Origin of the sequence: Pseudomonas aestiva, from assembly GCF_039908605.1 — a bacterium.
GTDB classification, from domain to species: domain Bacteria; phylum Pseudomonadota; class Gammaproteobacteria; order Pseudomonadales; family Pseudomonadaceae; genus Chryseomonas; species Chryseomonas aestiva.
In genome coordinates this window covers 2,785,949-2,804,472 of the sequence record NZ_CP150916.1, presented here as the reverse complement: position 1 = coordinate 2,804,472, position 18,524 = coordinate 2,785,949, and the positions used below count along the sequence as shown (strand labels likewise).

Below are 18,524 nucleotides of genomic sequence, written 5' to 3'. Positions count from 1 at the left end.
GCAGCTGTCGCTTCAGGCGCGGCGATCCCTGGCGGCGCTAGCGGGCCGGGGCACCCATCTGCGCCGAGATGCGCGCCGTGGTAGCGAGCATCTGCTCGACGTACTCGGCCTTGAGATCTTCACGAAAGCGGAAGCAGGGAAAGGACACGCTCAGGCCGGCCACGACCTGGCCGAAGCGGTCGCGGATCGGCGCCGCCAGGCACCTCATGTTGGCCTCGAATTCCTCGTGGTCTTCGGCGAAACCCAGCTCACGAACCCGCGCCAGCTCCGTCAGATAGGCGGCCAGGCTGTCGAGGGTGTTGGGCGTGCGGCGGACAAAGGTCTCCTGGGCGAGGATCTGGCGTACCTCGGCTTCCGCTCGCCAGGCCATCAGCACCTTGCCGATCCCGGTGCAGTACAACGGCGCCCGCCGACCGATGCGCGAATACATGCGCAGGGTGTAGCGCGAGTCGAGCTTGTGCACATAGACGATGGCGCCCTCGTCGAAGATGCCGAGGTGGACGGTCTCGCCGGTGAGGTCGTTGAGCAGGCGCATGCCCGGCTCGGCCTCGCGGACCAGCTCCAGCTGGGGCAGGGCGCGGGCTCCCAGTTCGAACAGTTTGACGCTCAGCCGGTAGCGGTCTTCGGCGTCCTGGACCACATAGCCCAGGGCCTTGAGCGTCTGCAGGAAGCGGTGGACGGTGCTCTTCGACAGGTCCAGCTGCTGCGCCAGCTCCGAGACGCCGCAGTCGTCCTCGCGCTCGCCGAGGGCTTCGAGCACCGCCAGGGTACGCCCGACGGCGCTGACCATGTCGTTGCCGAGAATCTGATTCTTTTCCATGTAACCGCCGGTCGCCTGATTGCCGGAACACTGTTCCATTCTGATTGACGAACGCAGGAAAGGCCAGCAACACTGTCTTCCAGCGAATGGAACAACGTTCCAAAGTATTTCGCGCGTAAGGGTCTCTTTCCACCGCTGGCGGTCGCCGGGGGTGCGAACAAAAACAACAACGGAACCTGCGACGATGAAATCCATGACCAAAGTCCCGGGCGCTCTGGCGCCTGCCGCTCGTACCCCTGGCTGGTTGCCCCGTGCCCATCCGGTGTCCTGGCAGATGCTCGGCATCACCACCCTGGCGATGCTGATGATCTCGGTGGATCGCCAGCTGTTGCCGACCGTGTTGCCGGCGATCATGCAGGAATTCGGACTGGACGCCGCCCAGGGTGGCTGGCTCAGTTCGCTGAGTTTCGTCGGCACCCTGATCGGCGCCCTGGTGGTGGGGGTGCTGGCCGACAGCGTCGGCACCGGCCACCGCCGTGCCTGGAGCTGGGTGGGGGCCTGCGCCCTGACCATAGGCTCGGCCTTCGCCACCGTCTATGCGCGTTCGCTGGGCGCCCTGCAGGTGCTGAGGTTCACCATGGGCCTGGGCACCGGCGCCATGGAACCGGTCAACATCGCCGTGGCCAGTGAATTCTGGCAAAAGGAAAATCGCGGCTTCGCCCTCGGCGTCCACCACACCGGCATGCCGTTGGGGCAATTCGTCGGTCCGGTCCTGATGGGGCTGATCCTGGCCAATGGCGACTGGCGCGCCACCTTTCTCTGGATCCCGCTGATCGGCCTGCCGATCATCCTGCTGCAACTCTACCTGGGCCGCCGGCGCAACGAGGAGCAGGTCTATGCCTGGATCCGCGAGGAGGGGCTGACCGTTCCGGTCGATACCGCCGCGCCCGTCTCGCGCAATCCGCTGAGCAACCTGCGCCAGGCCTTCGCCGAGCGCAACGTGCGCCTCTGCCTGGTGATGAACTTCCTGTTTCTCTGGACCGAAATGGGCGTGGCCACCTTTCTGACCTACCAGCTCACCAGCCAGCTGGGGCTGAGTCTGGCCGAGGCCGCGGTGATCTCGGGCGCCTCGGGACTGGTGGGCTGGGCGGGACAGATCTTCTGGGGGACGCTGAGCGATCACCGTGGCCGCAAGTTCGCCCTGGGCATCCTGACCATCGGCTTCTCGGTCTGCGTCGCCCTGTGCATGTTCATCGACAGCCGCGCCATGGCCTGGACCCTGCTGCTGGCCTGGGGCCTGTTCCGCAATTCGCCCTATGTGGTGCTCTATTCGCTGGCGGTGGATTCCTCGCCGCGCGCGGCCGGCAGCGGCCTGGGGCTGCTCATCGGCGTGGGGCTGGGCCTGGCGGGCTTTCTGGTGGGGCCGGTGGCCGGTTACGTGATCGAGCATTTCGGCTGGCACTGGAGCTACGCCATGCTCGCCCTGAGCTGCCTGCTGGCGCTGATACCGCTGCGCTTCGTGGAGGAGACCCGCCATGGCGCCACCTGAGTGCCTGTTCGACCATAGGGATGAACTGGGCGAAGGCCCGGTCTGGGATGCCCGGCAGCAGCGGCTGCTGTGGGTGGATATCCTCGCCGGGCGGCTGTTGCGCGCGGCGCCCCGGCCGGCGGCCCCGGTCGACATACTGGGCTTCGGCCGACCGCTGGGTTGCGCCGTGCCCCATGTCGACGGCTCCACCTGGCTGGCCCTGAGCGATGGCGTCTGGCGCCTGGCCGCCGGTGCCTCCCAGCCGGTGCCGATCGCGCAGCCGCCCCAGGCGATCCATGGATCGCAGCACCGCTTCAATGACGGCAAGTGCGATGCGCTCGGTCGTTTCTGGCTGGGTACCACGCTGCTCGACGAGGCACCCGGCGGCGGCCGGCTGTATCGCCTGGACCTGGATGGCCAGCTGCAGCCGATGCTCGACGGCATCACCGTGTCCAACGGCCTGGGCTGGAGTCCGGACAACCGCACCTTCTACTACATAGATTCGCCCACCCGCCGGGTACAGGCCTTCGATTTCGATCTCGCCAGCGGCGCGCTCGGCCGCGGGCGCACCCTCATCGACTTCGGCGAGCAGCCCGGCGTGCCCGATGGCCTGGCCGTGGACAGCGAGGGGGCGCTGTGGATTGCCCACTGGGACGGCTACCGCCTGAGTCGCTGGAGCGCCGAAGGCGAATTGCTCGCCTGGGTGGAGCTGCCGGTGGCGCGGGTGACCTCCTGCGCCTTCTATGGCGAGCGCCTGGAGCAGCTGCTGATCACCACCGCCCGGGTGGGCCTCGATGAGTCCGCCCGCCAGGCGCAACCCCTGGCCGGGCGCACCTTTCGCCTCGATCCCGGCGTGACCGGCCTGGCGGTGTCCGCCTGCCGCGTGCGGGTTCCGGAGCACCTTCAGGAGTCTGCATGACGCTACCCCTCGTTTCGTCCCCGCTGACCCGCATCGGCCTCATCGGCGAATGCATGGTCGAGTTGCGCAGTCAGGGGGATGGCCAGCTGGGCCAGGCCTTTGGCGGTGACACCCTCAATACGGCCGTCTATCTGCGGCGGCTGCTCGGGGATGACCCGGTGCAGGTCGATTACCTCACCGCGGTGGGCGACGACAGCCTGAGCCAGGCCATGCGCGCCCGCTGGCGCGAGGAGGGGCTGAGTGACGCGCGGGTGCGGGTGCTGCCCGGGCGCCTGCCAGGCCTCTATCTGATCCAGACCGATGCCTACGGCGAGCGGCGCTTTCTCTATTGGCGCGGCGAGGCGGCGGCGCGGGAATGTTTCGACGGCGCCGAGGCCCAGCCGCTGCTGGCGGCCCTGGCGGAGTACCAGGTGCTCTATCTCAGCGGCATCAGTCTGGCGGTGTTGACCGACACCGGGCGCGAGCGGCTGCTGGAGGCGCTGCGCCTGGCGCGCGCCGCCGGCACCCGCATCGTCTTCGACAACAACTACCGGCCGCGGCTATGGCCGAACCTGCAGGCGGCGCGCACGGCCTATCACCGGCTGTTGCACCTCACCGATGTGGCGCTGGTGACCTGGGAAGACGACGCCGCGCTGTTCGGCTTCGCCGACGAGGCGGCGCTGTTCGCCCAGTACGCCGAATGGGGCGTGGCCGAGGTGGCGCTCAAGCGCGGTGCGCGCAGTTGCCTGCTGCAGCATCGCCAGGGGCGCCAGGAGGTGGCCGGCGAAGCCGTGGCCCGGGTGGTGGATACCACCGCCGCCGGGGATTCCTTCAGCGCCGCCTACCTGGCCTGCCGCCTCCAGGGCGGGGCCCCCGAGGCGGCCGCCGCCTGGGGTCATCGCCTGGCGGCCACGGTCATCCAGCATCCCGGGGCGCTCATTCCGCGCGCGGCCATGCCGGCGCTGCCGCCCCTGATTCCCGCTCTCACTGCCCAGGCCTGAAGCCATGAAGATCACCGAAGCCCGCGTCATCGTCACCTGTCCCGGTCGCAACCTGGTCACCCTCAAGATCGTCACCGACGAAGGCCTTTATGGCCTCGGCGACGCTACCCTCAATGGCCGCGAGCTGGCGGTGGTGGCCTATCTGGAAGAGCACGTGCTTCCAGCGCTGATCGGTCGCGATGCCCATCGCATCGAAGACATCTGGCAGTACCTCTACCGGGGCGCCTACTGGCGCCGCGGACCGGTCACCATGACCGCCATCGCCGCGGTGGACGTGGCGCTCTGGGACCTCAAGGCCAAGGCCGCTGGTATGCCGCTGTACCAGCTGCTCGGCGGCAAGAGTCGCGAGCGGGTGATGGTCTATGGCCACGCCACCGGCAAGGACATCGAGAGCTGCCTGGACGAGGTCGCCCGCCATGTGGAGCAGGGCTATCGCGCGGTGCGAGTGCAGTGCGGGGTGCCGGGCATGCCCACCACCTATGGCGTGGCCAAGCGCGAAGGCGAGCGCTACGAGCCGGCCGACAGCGATCTGCCGGCCGAGCACGTCTGGGACACCGCCAAGTACCTCAATCACGTACCCAAACTGTTCGCCGCGGTGCGTGAGCGCTTCGGCGACGACCTGCACCTGCTGCACGACGTGCACCACCGGCTGACGCCCATCGAGGCGGGGCGGCTGGGCAAGAGGGTCGAGGAATACAACCTGTTCTGGCTGGAGGACTGCACCCCGGCGGAAAATCAGGAGGCCTTCCGCCTGATTCGCCAGCACACCACCACGCCGCTGGCGGTGGGCGAGGTGTTCAACTCCATCCACGACTGCCGCGAGCTGATCCAGGAGCAGTTGATCGACTACATCCGCGCCACCCTGGTGCATGCCGGCGGCATCACCCATATGAGGCGCATCGCCGACCTCGCGGCGCTCTACCAGGTGCGCACCGGCTTCCATGGCGCCACCGACCTGTCGCCGGTGTGCATGGGCGCGGCGCTGCACTTCGACACCTGGGTGCCCAACTTCGGCATCCAGGAGCACATGCCCCACGAGGCGCGCATCGAGGAGGTCTTTCCCCATGCCTATCGCTTCGCGGACGGCCATTTCACCCCGGGCGAGGTGCCCGGCCACGGCGTGGACATCAATGAAGACCTCGCCGCCCGTTATCCGTACCAACGCGCCAGCCTGCCGGTGAACCGGCTGGTGGATGGCACCCTGTGGCACTGGTGAGCGAGGAATCCCGGATGAAAGCCTTTCAGGTCAGAGCACCCCACGAATTCAGCATCGAAGAGGTCGCGGTACCCACGCTGGCACCCGGCGAGGTCCGCGTCGGGGTGGCCTATGCCGGCATCTGCGGCTCGGACATGCACATCATCCATGGGCAGAACGCCTTCGTGCGCTTTCCCCGCGTCACCGGCCACGAATTCGCCGGCGTGGTGCGCGAGCTGGGCGCGGGCGTGAGCGGCCTGGCGGTGGGCGATCCGGTCTGCGTCGATCCGGTGATCGCCTGCGGCAGCTGCTATCCGTGCCGCATCGGTCGGCCCAATGTCTGCAGTCGCCTGCAGGTGCTGGGAGTACACCGCGATGGCGGCTTCAGCGAAGAGGTCTGCGTGCCCGCGGCCAATGCCCATCGCCTGCCGCCCGGTTTGCCGCTGGCCCAGGCCGCGCTGGTCGAGCCCTACAGCATCGCCCTCAATGTGCTGGAGCGGATGCAGTTTCTGCCCGGGGATTCCCTGCTCATCTACGGCGCCGGCGTGATGGGCCTGACCCTGGTGCAGATGGCCCGGGCGCTGGGCATCGCCGATATCACGGTGACCGATGTGCTGGACGATCGCCTGGCCACCGCCCGGACCCTGGGCGCGACCCGCACCCTCAATGGCCGCGAGACCAACGTCGAGGCGGCCATACGCGAGGCCACCGGCGGCGAGGGCGTGCCGCTGATCGTCGACGCCGCCTGCCATCCGGCCCTGCTGCCGGAGATCGTCCGGCTGGCGTCGCCGGCCGGGCGCATCGGCCTGCTGGGCTTCAGCGCCACGCCCAGCGAGCTGGTGCAGCTGGAGATCATCAAGAAGGAGCTGACCCTGGTGGGTTCGCGGCTCAACAATGGCCGCTTTCCCCGGGTCATCGAGCTGCTGGCGGCGGGCAAGCTGGATGCCGCGGCGCTGATCAGCCACCAGGTGGCCAGCCAGGAGATGCCGGGTGCCATCGAGCTGATCGAAAGGCACCCCGAGCAGACACGCAAGGTGCTGGTGCAGTGGGGTGGCAACGCCTGACAACGCGCGCTCCGCAAGGGGCGTCGCTTCGATGCCTTACCGAATAAAGACAATGAGCGGGAGGTAACAAATGGCTGGACAAGGTCGTGGACTGGTACTCGTCATGCTGTTCCTGGCGGGGGTCGTCAACTATCTGGATCGCTCGGCGCTGTCGGTGGCAGCGCCCCTGATCCAGAAGGACTTCGGGCTGGGCGCCGGGGAGATGGGGCTGCTGTTCAGCGCCTTCTTCGTCGGCTATGCGGCGTTCAATTTCATCGGCGGCTGGGCCGCCGACCGCTATGGCGCCAAGACCACGCTGCTGCTGGCCATGGTGCTCTGGTCGGCGTTCAGCGGCCTGACGGTGCTGGCCTCGGGCTTCGCCGCGCTGATCGTGATCCGGGTGCTGTTCGGCATGGCGGAGGGGCCCCTGAGCGTCTCCACCAGCAAGATGGTCAACAACTGGTACGCGCCCCACAACCGGGGTCGCACCCTGGGCCTGTCGATGTCGGGTACGCCTCTGGGCGGCGCCATCTCCGGCCCCATCGTCGGAGTGATCGCGGTGACCTACGGCTGGAAGGTGTCCTTCGTCGTCATCATGCTGATCGGCTTCGTCTGGGCGGTGGCCTGGTACCTCTGGATCAAGGACAAGCCCACCGGTCAGCTGGCCGCCGACATCGCCGCCGAGGAGCGCGCCGTGGCCGTGGTGGATACCGAGGTGCGACCGCTCAAGTACTACCTGCGCCAGCCCACGGTACTGTTCACCGCCCTGGCGTTCTTCGCCTACAACTACACCCTGTTCTTCTTCCTGACCTGGTTCCCCAGCTACCTGATCCAGGCCTACGGCCTCAATGTGAAGGACATGAGCATCGCCACGGTGATCCCCTGGGTGCTGGGCTTCATCGGCCTGGCGGTGGGCGGCTATCTGTCCGACTGGGTGTTCCGCAAGACCGGTCGCCTGATGTTTTCGCGCAAGGTGGTGCTGGTGACCTGCCTGCTGGCCTGCGCCCTGTGCATCGGCGTGGCCGGCCTGGTCAGCACCCTCTATGCCGCGGTGGCCCTGGTGGCGCTCTCGGTGTTCTTCCTCTATCTGACCGGCGCCATCTACTGGGCGATCATCCAGGACACCGTGCCGGCGGCACGGGTGGGCGGGGTGAGCGGTTTCATGCACTTCCTGGCCAACACCTCGGGCATCATCGGCCCGGCGGTGACCGGCTATCTGGTGCAATTCACCGGCGCCTTCACCAGTGCCTTCCTGCTCGCCGGCACCCTGACCGTGATCGGTTCGCTGTGCGTGGCGCGCTTCGTCAAGCCGCTGGCCGAGCGGCCGGCGGAGGCACCCGCCACGCTGGCTACCGGAGGCGTCCGATGAGCGATTTCGAACGCATTCCCTCGCGCTATCCGGCGCCGGCCATCGGCATCGTCCACCTGGGGCTGGGCGCCTTCCATCGCGCCCACCAGGCGGTCTACCTGGAGCGCAATCTGGCCCGCCACGGCGGCGGCGCCTGGGGCCTGTGCAGCGCCAACCTGAGATCGGGGCGGGCGCTGGTGGAGACCCTGAACGCCCAGCAGGGCCGCTATCACGTGGCCGAATACCGCAACCGGCGCGAAGGGGTGCTGCGCGAGATCGGTGCCCTGCGCGAGGTGCTCTACGCCGGCGACGGTGGGGCCGGGCGCGAGGCCCTGCTGGCGCGGCTGGCCGATCCCGGGGTGCGCATCGTCACCCTGACGGTCACGGAGAAAGGCTATTGCCTGAGTCCGGCCAGCGGCGCCCTGCGCCGTGACGATCCCGGCATCGTCCATGACCTGGCCGAACCGCGGGCGCCGCGCACCGCGCCGGGGCTGCTGGTGGAAGGCCTGCGCCGGCGCCGCGCGGCCGGTATCGCGCCCTTCACCGTGCTCTGCTGCGACAACATGCCGGACAACGGCCAGCGGACCCGCCAGGCAGTGGTGTCCCTCGCCGAGGCCCAGGACGCCGGGTTGGCGGCCTGGATAGCCTCTACCGTGGCCTTTCCCTGCAGCATGGTCGATCGCATCGTCCCGGCCATGGACGAGGCGGCCTTCGCGCGGCTGCGCGATCTCGGCTGCGATGATCCGGCCGCCGTGGTGGGCGAGGCCTTCAGCCAGTGGGTGGTCGAGGACCGCTTTCCGCAAGGGCGCCCGGACTGGGAACGGGAAGGGGTGCAGATGGTGGCGGACGTCCGCCCCTTCGAGACCATGAAGCTGCGCCTGCTCAATGGCAGTCATACGCTGCTGGCCTATGTCGGCAGCCTGGCCGGCCACGGCACCGTGGCCGAGGCCATGGCCGACGAACGCCTGGCGGCGCTGGTGCACCGCTACATGAGTCGCGAGGCGGCGCCGACCCTGGACATGCCGGAGGGCGTGGATCTGCAGGCCTATGCCGCGGCGCTGGTCGCGCGCTTCCGTAACGACGCCCTGCAGCACCGCCTGCAGCAGATCGCCATGGACGGCTCGCAGAAGCTGCCCCAGCGCTGGCTGCTGGGCGCCCAGCGGCTGCTGGAGCAAGGTGGCGAACTGGCCTGCACCGCGCTCGGCGTGGCGGCCTGGATTCACTATGGTGAAGGGGAGGGCGAGGCGCTGGACGATCCCCTGCGCGCCACCCTGGCCGCCTTGCCTGCTGGCGCGGCGCGGGTGGACGCCGTGCTGGCGCTGGCCGAGGTCTTTCCACCGGCCCTGGTCGCGCAACCCGTCTTTGGCGACGCGGTGCGACGGGCCCACGCGCGCATCGCCACGGCGGGTATCGCCGCGGCCATTGCCGATCTCACCGAACAAGGAGTCTGACATGGAACACACCTGGCGCTGGTTCGGCCCGCGCGATCCCATCTCCCTCGCCGACATTCGCCAGACCGGGGCCACCGGCATCGTCACGGCGCTGCACGAGCTTCCCAATGGCGAGGTCTGGCCGCTGGCGGCCATCGCCGAGCGCAAGGCGCTGATCGAGGCGGCGGGACTGACCTGGTCGGTGGTGGAAAGCGTCCCGGTCCACGAAGACATCAAGCGCGGCCTGCCAGGGCGCGAGCGCTATCTGGACAACTATCGGCAGAGCCTGCGCAACCTCGCCCAGTGCGGCATCGACGTGGTCTGCTACAACTTCATGCCGGTGCTGGACTGGACCCGCACCCAGCTGGCCCATCGACTGCCCGATGGCGGCTGGGCGCTGAGATTCGATCAGGACGCTTTCGCCGCCTTCGATCTCTGCATCCTGCAACGGGAGGGCGCCGAGGCCGAGTACGCCGCCGCGGAGATCGAACGCGCGCGCCGCTATCACGCCGGGCTCGACGACGCCGGGCGCGAGGAGCTGGTGCGTACCCTCATCGCCGGTCTGCCGGGCGCCGAGGAGGGCTACTCGGTCGCCGACCTGCGCACCCTGCTGGCCACCTATGCCGGCATCGATGCCGCGCGGTTGCGCGAGCACCTGGCGGTCTTTCTCCAGGCCGTGGTGCCAGTGGCGGAAGAGGTGGGCATTCGTCTGGGGGTGCACCCGGACGATCCGCCGCGACCGCTGCTGGGCCTGCCACGGGTGGTCTCCACCGCCGCCGACGCCCAGTGGTTGCTGGACGCGGTACCGAGCCCGGCCAACGGGCTGACCTTCTGTACCGGCTCCTATGGCGTGCGCGCCGACAACGACCTGGTGGCCATGGCCCGCCAATTCGCGCCGCGCATCCACTTCGTCCACCTGCGGGCGACCCGGCGCGAGGCGGATCCGCGCAGTTTCCACGAGGCCCATCACCTGGACGGCGACGTGGACATGGTCCGGGTGATCCGCGAACTGGTACGCGAGGAGCGTCGCCGCGAACGCGCAGGCGGGGCGCGGCTGCCCATGCGTCCGGACCACGGCCATCAGCTGCTGGACGACCAGGGGCGGCGGACCAACCCCGGCTATTCGCTGATCGGCCGGCTCAAGGGCCTGGCGGAATTGCGCGGCGTGGAACAGGCCGTGCGGCGGCTGGAAGAGGCGCGTGACTGATGCGGATCGGCGTCTCTCGGATATACCTCGTGCCGGACCCCGCCACCGGCGCGGTCACGGCCTACCTCGAATGCTGACGTGGAGACCCCTATGGAATTGATCACCCGCAGCGGCGCCGCGGCCGCTGCCCGCGCCACCCTGCGCCTGCATCCGCAAGACGATGTACTGATCGCCCGCCAGGCGCTGGTGCCGGGCCTCGAATTGCCGGAGGAGGGCGTGCAGGTCCGCGAGCCGGTACCGGCCGGCCACAAGGTCGCCGTGCGCGCCATCGCCGCAGGCGCGCCGGTACGCCGCTATGGCCAGATCATCGGCTTCGCCCGCGAGGCCATCGCCGCCGGCAGCCATGTGCACGTGCACAACCTGGCCATGGGCGACTTCACCCGCGAGCACGCTTTCGGGATCGAGGCCCGCGGCGCACCAGCGCCCATCGAGCGCAGCTTTCTCGGCATCGTCCGCCCGGATGGCCGGGTGGCGACCCGCAACTACATCGGCATCCTCACCTCGGTGAATTGCTCGGCTACGGTGGCCCGGGCGGTGGCCGACCATTTCCGCCGCGACGTCCATCCCGCGGCGCTGGGGCCCTATCCCAACGTCGACGGCGTGGTCGCCCTGACCCATGGTGTCGGCTGTGGCATCGATACCCAGGGCGAGGGCATGGCGGTGCTGCGCCGGACCCTGGGCGGCTATGCGTCCCATCCCAACTTCGCCGCGGTGCTGTTCATCGGCCTGGGTTGCGAAGCCAACCAGATCCCCACGCTGCTGGCCGATCAGGGCCTCAGCGAGCACGCGGGACTGCGCACCCTCAATATCCAGGACAGCGGCGGCACCACCGCCACCGTGGCCCGGGGCATCGCCGCCGTGGAAGCCTTGCTGCCCGCGGCCAATGCGGTGGCGCGCGAACCGGTCAGTGCCCGCCATCTGATCCTCGGCCTGCAGTGCGGTGGCTCGGACGGCTATTCCGGCATCAGCGCCAACCCGGCGCTGGGCCGGGCGGTGGATATGCTGGTGGCCGCCGGGGGCACCGCCATCCTCTCGGAAACCCCGGAGATCTACGGCGCCGAACACCTGCTCACCCGGCGCGCCGCCAGCCCGGCGGTGGGCGAACGCCTGGTGGAGCGCATCCGCTGGTGGGAAGACTATTGCGCGCGCTTCGGCGCCAGCCTGGACAACAACCCCTCGGCGGGCAACAAGGCGGGTGGCCTGACCACCATCCTGGAAAAATCCCTCGGCGCGGTGATCAAGGCCGGCTCCACCGATCTCATGGCGGTCTATGGCTACGCCGAGCCGGTGTGCAGCCCGGGCCTGGTGTTCATGGACACCCCCGGCTACGACCCTGTCTCGGCCACCGGCCAGGTGGCGGGGGGCGCCAACCTCATCGCCTTCACCACCGGCCGGGGTTCGGCCTATGGCTGTGCGCCGACGCCGTCGCTGAAGATCGCCACCAACACCCGCCTCTGGGAAAGCCAGCGCGACGACATGGACGTGGATTGCGGCGGCCTGGTCGACGGCAGCACCACCCTGGAAGAGCGCGGCGCCTTCATCTTCGAACGGTTGCTGGCACTCGCGTCGGGCGAGCGCAGCCGCAGCGAGTTGCACGGCTACGGGCAGAACGAATTCGTCCCCTGGCAACTGGGCGCCACCACCTGAGCCCGAGCTTGCGGGAGGGGGCCAGCCACGCCGCCGGTGCCTCGCTCAGCTGTCCTGGCGCCGGCCATACAGCAGGGCGTAGAGCACCGGGATCAGCCCCAGGGTCACCAGGGTGCCCAGCGCCAGGCCGCCGATCATGCTGATGGCCATGCCGGTCCACAGCGGACCGGCAAAGAGCATCAGAGGGATGAGGCCGAGGATGCAGGTGAGCTTGGTCATGATGATCGGCCGCAGGCGCTCGCCGGCGGCGTCGAGCAGCGCCGGGACGAGGGGCTTGCCGGCCTGCCTTTCGGCTTCTATGCGTTCGAGCAGCAAGACCGCGTTGTTGACGATGATGCCGGCCAGGGACAGCAGGCCGAAGGTGGCCATGAAGCCGAAGGGATGGCCGCTCAGCCACAGCGCCAGGGCCACGCCGATGAGGATGAAGGGGATGCTGGCGACAATGATCAGCACCTTGCGCCAGGAATCGAATTGCCAGAGGAACAGCAACAGCATGGCCACGGCGGCCAGCGGCAGATAGCGCAGCAGGGCGTCGTTGGCGGCGGCGGAATCCTCGCTCTCGCCGCCCAGCTCCAGGCGGTAACCGGGCGGCAGCTGCAGGGTGGGCAACTGGGGCGCGAGGGTGGCGACCAGGGTGGCGGCGGTCATGCCGGGATTGCGCGCGCTGACCGTGAGGGTGCGCTGCAGGTTGCGCCTGACCTTGACCCCGGCCTCGCTGGCCAGCTCGATCCGGGCCACCGCCGCCAGCGGCAGCGGCGTGGCGCCGCCCTGGGGATAGACCAGCAGGGTGCTCGGATCCCCAGCGCGGGGCGTGCTGCGCGCCGCGATCTCGACCGGATACTGGCCGTCGCGCAGCTGGGCGCCGCTCAGGCCGTCGCCGGCCAGTTGCAGCGCCTGGGCCAGGTCGCGCCGGTCGAGTCCGGCGGCGCGGGCCCGGGCCGGGTCGACCTCGACCTGGTAGCGCAGCAGACGCGGACCCCAGTCGTCCTGGATGTCGCGGGTCCCGGGGACGGCGGCGAGCAGGTCGGCGAGGTTGGCACCCAGCTGACGCAGGACCGTCTCGTCCGGACCGCTCAGGCGATAGACCGCCAGGCCGCTTTCGGTGGTGCCCAGGGAAAAGCGCTTGGGTTGGGCGCGCACCTCGGGATAGGCCCGGGTCAGCTGATCGCCGACCCGGGCCATGACCTGGGCGAGATCGGCGTCCGGGCGGGTGGTGACGGTGAAATAGGCGACATTGGGACCGGGCAGCGGCGGATTAAGGCCCAGCACGATGCGTGGTCCGCCCTCGGCGACGTAGCCGATGCTCTCGACGATATCGGCATCCTCGCCCAGCCAGCGGCTGAAGCCCTGCATGAGTTCCAGGGTGCGCTGGGCCGAGGTGCCCGGTTCCAGCTGCAGGGGGATCTGGAACTGGTTGCGATCCGAGGGCGGCAGGAAGTCGTAGGGCAGGCTGAGCACCTTGAGGGTGGCCAGGGCCAGCAGCCCGAGCATGGCCAGCAGATAGGCCAGCCGATGCCGCAGCAGGACCTCCAGCAGGCGGCGATAGCCGCGGTGCAGGGCGCTGTCGGTGCTGGTACTGGTATGACTGGGGTCCGGCACCAGGCGCAGGCAGAGCAGCGGTGTCACCGTCAGGCTCAGCGCCCAGGAACCCAGCAGGGTCAGCGCCAGCACCACGGCCAGGGACCTCAGGTATTCATTGGTGCTGGTCTGGCCGAGAAAGAAGGGCGAGAAGGCCAGGATGATCACCAGCGAAGAGGTCAGCAGCGGGATGGCCAGGGTCCGGCCGGCGGCTGCGCAGGCGGCGCGGCGCTCTTCGCCCGCGCGCAGGCGCCGTTCGATGTCCTCGGCGATGACGATGCCGTTGTCCACCAGCAGCCCCAGGGCCAGGATCAGCGCGGCGATGGACACCGTCTGCAACTCGATGCCCACGGCGCGCATGACCAGCAGGGTCGCCAGCACCGTGAGCGGGACGATGGCGCCGACGATCAGCCCCAGGCGCCAGCCCAGGAACAGCATGACCACGGCCATGACGATCACCATGGTTTCCATCAGCACGTGCTGCATGCGCGCCATGGCGTGGTGCACCACCTCGGCCTGGAAGGTCACCCGATGCAGGGCGAAGCCGGTGGGCAGGGTGGTCGCCAACTCCTCCAGCCGGTCGTGCAGCGCGGCGCCGAAGGCTTCGACGTTGCGGCCCGGGGTCATGGCGATGCCCAGCACCAGGGCGCGTTCGCCGCGATAGAAGGCGGCGCTGCGCACCGGTTGCTCGGGCTCGACCCGAAGCTGGGCCAGCTCGGCCAGGGGCACGGCGCGGCCTTTACCCAGCTGGATCGGCACGGCGCGCAGCGCGGCGGGATCGGCCAGTTCGCCGCTGATGGCCAGGCTGAGCACACGTTCTCCCGCGCGCAGGCTGCCGCCGCTGACCAGTTCGTTACGGGTGCGCAGTTGCGCCAGTAGCGCCTGGGGCGACAGGCCCAGGCGGGCCAGCGCCGTGGCGTCCAAGGTCAGGACGACGCGCTCGTCCTGCAGGCCATAGAGGGCGATACGGTCGACCCCGGGCAGGCCATAGAGGGCGCGGCGCAGGCCTTCCACCTCGCGGCGCAGTTCGCTCGGTGAAAAGCCGGGCGCGGTCACGGCGATGGACGCCACCGCCACCCGACCGAAATCATCGTCCACCCGCGGGCCCTGGGTACCCTCGGGCAGGCCTGGCGCCACCTCGGCGACCTTGTTGCGGACGCGCTGCCAGAGCGCCGGCAGGTCCTTGATCTCGTCCCGGGCGGTGAGCTGGATGATGGACTGCCCGGGTCTCAGGGTGGTCACCAGGGTCTTGAGTTCGGGTAATTCGCGCAGCCGGTCTTCCAGCGGCTTGGCCAGCAGTTCCTCCACCCGGTCGCTGGGCAGGCCGGGCAGGGCGACGCTGACCAGGGCGTCGCGCACGGTCACGCTGGGTTCCTCCTGGGACGGAAAGCCGAGAAAGGCGTAGATCCCGCCCAGCAACAGGGCCAGAGCGATGCAAAGCACCAGGCGACCCCGGCGCAGGGCGAAAGCGGTCAGGGACATGGCCTACTCCCCCGTGAGCACGGTGCTGGGCTGATAGGGCAGCACATGCTCGCCGGCGCGCAGAAAGGCGGCGCCGGCCACCACGATCTGCTCGCCCTCGGCAAGACCGCTGGCGATCAGCGCCTGGTCCTGCCGCAGTGCCGCCACCGTGACCGGACGCGGCTTCACCTGCTGGGTCTCCGGCTGGTAGACATAGACCTGACCGGCGGTGCCGCGCTGTCCGGGCAGCAGCGCCCCCAGGGGTACGGCCAGCTGCGCCTGGGCCGGCAGCGGCAGGCGCACGTCCAGCAGACTGCCGCTGGGCAGGGCCGGCGCCTCGCTGCCAAGGGCGAAGACCGCTTCCTGTAGCAGGCCCTGCTCGGCACGCGGCGAAAGACCGATCAGCCGGAGCGCCAGGGGCGCGCCGTCGCGCGTGGCATAGGCCTGCGCCTGGGCGCCCGGTGTCAGCCCCTGGGCCAGGGCGGCTGGCACCTGCACCACCACCTGGCGTTCACCCTCGGCCTGCAATCCGAGCAGGGTCTCGCCCGCGCCCAGTAGCCGCAGCGGCTCCGGCGCGCGCAGGATGATCTGGCCCGCGAAGGGCGCCACCAGCCGGGTCTGGGCCAGGGCGCGGCGCGCCAGCGCCAGCTCCGCCTCGGCGCCCCGTTGCTGCGCCTGGGCTGCGCCCAGGGCGGCATCGGCGCCTTCCAGCTCGGCCTTGGCCAGGTTGCCCTCGGCGAACAGCTGCCGTGCCCGTCGCTGCCCGGCGCGGCGCTGATCCAGCTCCACTCGGGCAGCCTGCACCCGGGCGCTGGCCTGGTCGAGGCGCAGACGCGCCGACTCGCCATCCTGCTCGGCGAGCAACTGACCGGCCGCAACCTGGGCGCCCACGTCCACGGCCACCCGCAGCACCCGCCCGCCATTCTCGAAGGCCAGCGCCGTACTGCGCGGCTGGCGCACCAGGCCGGGCAGCAGCGGCGCCTGGGCCGTCAGCCGGGCGACCGGCGCGAGCTTGACGGTGCGCAGGGGCAGCGGACCGGGGCGTTCATCCGGTGAGCAGCCGCCCAGCAGGGGGAGCAGCAAGAGGAGGGTGAGGGCGGAGGTCAGGCGCGGGCCGGGCATGGCGGGCTCCAGGATCAGAAGCTGTAGGTCAGGGCGACTTGGGCGGTGGTGGCGGTGACGCGCTGCCGCAGCGGGCTGTCGCGTGCCTGGTCGCCGTAATAGGTGGTGGTCAGGGTCGCCACCGAACTCCAGTGCGGATCGAAGGTGTGCAACCAGTTCAGCGCGACGGAATAGGCATAGATGCCCTGGTCGAGACGCGCCGGGGCGAAGCCGCTGGCGGCGCTCTGGGCGGCGGTGACGCCGAAATAGGTCTGGTTGAAGCGGCGGTCGCCGGCGTGGGCGTCGAGATCCAGCGCCAGGGTGTCCTGGTCGGTGTGCAGGCCGATGGCTTCCACCCCCAGCCGATAGCGAGTGCCGCGCTGGGCCCCGGCCAGCCGCCATTCGCCCTCGGCGTTGAGACTGAGCCAGGGCGCCAGGGCCTGGCTCAGGGTGAGGTCCAGCACCGTGGCGCCGTCGACCTCGCCCATCCCCCGCAGCCGGTCGGCGCCTGGCCGCGAGGCGTTGTCGCGGTCATCGCGGCCGACGTCGTAGTTCAGGGCGCCGCTGAGGGTCAGCCCCTGGACCGACTGCCATTGCAGGCCGAGGCCGCGACTGGTGTCGGCAAAGAACGGCCCACGCTGTACTACCACCAGCGGCAGCAACTGTGGCCGATAATCGGCCGAACCCAGGTAGCGACTGACCGCGCCGGCCACCAGGCCGAGGCTGACATCGGTGTGGTCGCCCCAGGGCGAGGCGTCGGCCGCCTGGCCGGCCAGGGGCGTCAGGCAGAGCAGCAGCGGCAGCAGGGGGGTGTGGGTCATGGCAGGTCCTCTCAGGTGGCGGAAGGGTGGTCCAGGCCGTGCAGGGCGCGGTGCAGGCGCAGGCGATTGAGGCGCAGCGCCTCCTCGGTCTGGCGCAGCGTCTCGCCGGCGCGTAGGTCGTCGAGACCGGCCTGCAGACTGGCGCCGGGATCGCCAGCTCCGGCCTGCCACTGGTGCGCCAGGCGCTGGCGGCGCTGGTGGCTCAGTTGCAGCTGGGCGTCCAGGGTCTGGCGCTGCGCGAGCAGCAGGCGGCGCTCTTCCAGGCCGTCGGCCAGTTCGCGAAAGGCGTCCTGCAGGGTGCGTTCGTAGGCGGCCAGGGCCAGGTCGCGAGCAGCCTTGGCCGCATCCAGATTGGCGCTGTTGCGCCCGCCGTCGAACAGCGGCAGGGACAGCGACGGCGTCAGCAGTCGCAGCCCATGGCCGGCGCTGAACAGATCCTGCAATTGCGGACTGGCCAGGCCCACCGCGGTGCTCAGGCGGATGGTCGGGAAAAAGGCGGCGCGGGCCGCGCCGATGCTGGCGTTGGCCGCCTGCAGACGTTCCTCGGCGGCGCGCACGTCGAGACGCTCCAGCAGGCGGCTGGAGGGCAGGTCGGCCAGCTCGCCGGGCAGCTCCGGCGGAGGACCGGCGAGGGCAGGCGCAGCGCCCGGCGAGGGCGCCAGCCGGTAGCCGGTGACCCAGGCCAGCGCTCCATAGGCCTGGGTGCGCTGACTCAGCCGCTGTTGCAGCTGCTGGCGCGCCTCGAGGGCAGCCTGGGTCAGGGGCTCCAGCGCGGCCGGAGCCAGGTCGCCGGCGGCGATGCGCGCCTGGGTCCGGTGCGCCAGCTGGTCGCTGAGCGCGGCCATGGCCTGGGCGCTGGCGACCTGGGCATCGGCCTCGCGGGCCAGCAGGAAGAGGCGCGCCACCTCGACCACCAGGGCGCCGCGCGCGGCCTGCTGACCATAGGCACTGGCCAGCAGCTGGTGGCGGGCTTCTTCCCCCAGACTGGCCACGCGGCCGAAGAAATCCAGTTCGAAGGCGTCCACGCCCAGGGTGGTGGTGGCCAGGTCCTGCTGGTAGCGCTCGTCCAGCGCCTGATCGGCGAAGCGCTGACGCGGACGCTGCGCCGCCAGGCCCAGGGTGGGCCAGCGCTCGGCCTGGCGGGCTCCCAGTTGCGCCCGCGCCTGCTCGACCCTGAGCTGGATTATCCGGTAGTCTCGATTGCCCGCCAGCGCCTGGCTCGCCAGCGTTGGCAGGAGGGCTTCAGCGCTGACCGCGGCCAGCAGTTGGCGCTCCTCCGGACTGAGGTCGACGACCGCCGCGGACGCCGCATCCTGCCGTTGCCACTGCCCCAGATGCGCGGGCACCGGCAGTGCCGGCCGCTGGTAGTCGGGAATCAGTGAGCAACCGCTGAGGCCCAGCAGGCTGATCAGCAGCAGCGGGCAGGTGACGGAAGCGGCGAGTGAAGGCATGGCAGGCAGACCCGGTGCAAGGCATGGATCGCAGCCTAGGGACGCCGAATCAAGA

The 18,524-nt window shown here is 70.0% G+C and carries 14 protein-coding genes; 9 read left to right on the top strand and 5 right to left on the bottom strand.

The features are described 5' to 3' along the window. Positions 1-37: 37 nt before the first annotated feature. Positions 38-820 (bottom strand): DNA-binding transcriptional regulator KdgR, encoded by a 783-nt coding sequence (gene kdgR, locus AABM56_RS13080; RefSeq protein WP_133860849.1) that lies wholly within the window; start codon positions 818-820, stop codon positions 38-40. 193 nt (positions 821-1,013) lie between these two features. Between kdgR and AABM56_RS13075 the strand changes: the two genes are divergently transcribed. The 9 genes from AABM56_RS13075 (at position 1,014) to AABM56_RS13035 (ending at position 12,057) form a co-directional block, all read left to right on the top strand. Further along, the gene (locus AABM56_RS13075; protein WP_263259649.1) at positions 1,014-2,309 is read left to right on the top strand and encodes an MFS transporter; all 1,296 of its coding nucleotides are present in this window, start codon (positions 1,014-1,016) and stop codon (positions 2,307-2,309) included. Further along, a complete protein-coding gene (locus AABM56_RS13070) occupies positions 2,296-3,207 on the top strand; it encodes an SMP-30/gluconolactonase/LRE family protein (protein ID WP_347883341.1) in 912 nt (303 codons plus the stop codon). The genes AABM56_RS13075 and AABM56_RS13070 overlap by 14 nt, the downstream gene beginning before the upstream one ends. Next, the gene (locus AABM56_RS13065) at positions 3,204-4,187 is read left to right on the top strand and encodes a sugar kinase (RefSeq protein WP_347883340.1); all 984 of its coding nucleotides are present in this window, start codon (positions 3,204-3,206) and stop codon (positions 4,185-4,187) included. Before AABM56_RS13070 ends, AABM56_RS13065 begins: the two co-directional genes overlap by 4 nt. Before the next feature lie 4 nt (positions 4,188-4,191). Then, complete coding sequence (manD, locus tag AABM56_RS13060; protein WP_347883339.1) at positions 4,192-5,403, top strand: D-mannonate dehydratase ManD; 1,212 nt, start codon at positions 4,192-4,194, stop codon at positions 5,401-5,403. Between the two features lie 14 nt (positions 5,404-5,417). Then, positions 5,418-6,446, top strand: coding sequence for a Zn-dependent oxidoreductase (locus AABM56_RS13055; protein WP_347883338.1), 1,029 nt, complete (start codon positions 5,418-5,420; stop codon positions 6,444-6,446). Positions 6,447-6,516: 70 nt separating this feature from the next. Further along, positions 6,517-7,794, top strand: coding sequence for an MFS transporter (locus tag AABM56_RS13050; protein ID WP_133860844.1), 1,278 nt, complete (start codon positions 6,517-6,519; stop codon positions 7,792-7,794). Beyond that, positions 7,791-9,224, top strand: a complete 1,434-nt coding sequence (locus AABM56_RS13045; RefSeq protein ID WP_133860843.1) for a mannitol dehydrogenase family protein — start codon at positions 7,791-7,793, stop codon at positions 9,222-9,224. Before AABM56_RS13050 ends, AABM56_RS13045 begins: the two co-directional genes overlap by 4 nt. Position 9,225: 1 nt before the next feature. After that, positions 9,226-10,410 carry a mannonate dehydratase gene (gene uxuA / locus AABM56_RS13040; protein ID WP_133860842.1) on the top strand — a complete coding sequence of 395 codons (1,185 nt, stop codon included), beginning with the start codon at positions 9,226-9,228 and terminating at the stop codon, positions 10,408-10,410. Between the two features lie 90 nt (positions 10,411-10,500). Next, positions 10,501-12,057, top strand: a complete 1,557-nt coding sequence (locus AABM56_RS13035) for a UxaA family hydrolase (protein ID WP_133860841.1) — start codon at positions 10,501-10,503, stop codon at positions 12,055-12,057. A 45-nt stretch (positions 12,058-12,102) separates the two neighbouring features. Here AABM56_RS13035 and AABM56_RS13030 read toward each other — a convergent pair whose 3' ends face one another. The 4 genes from AABM56_RS13030 to AABM56_RS13015 are packed head-to-tail and all read right to left on the bottom strand — an operon-like array spanning position 12,103 to position 18,469. After that, positions 12,103-15,117, bottom strand: coding sequence for an efflux RND transporter permease subunit (locus AABM56_RS13030; RefSeq protein ID WP_347883337.1), 3,015 nt, complete (start codon positions 15,115-15,117; stop codon positions 12,103-12,105). A gap of 3 nt (positions 15,118-15,120) precedes the next feature. After that, entirely contained in the window at positions 15,121-16,218 is a 1,098-nt protein-coding gene (locus AABM56_RS13025; protein ID WP_133860839.1) for an efflux RND transporter periplasmic adaptor subunit, read from the bottom strand. Positions 16,219-16,232: 14 nt separating this feature from the next. Further along, a complete protein-coding gene (locus AABM56_RS13020; protein WP_347883336.1) occupies positions 16,233-17,018 on the bottom strand; it encodes a MipA/OmpV family protein in 786 nt (261 codons plus the stop codon). 11 nt (positions 17,019-17,029) lie between these two features. Further along, positions 17,030-18,469, bottom strand: a complete 1,440-nt coding sequence (locus tag AABM56_RS13015; RefSeq protein WP_133860837.1) for an efflux transporter outer membrane subunit — start codon at positions 18,467-18,469, stop codon at positions 17,030-17,032. Between the last annotated feature and the right edge of the window lie 55 nt (positions 18,470-18,524).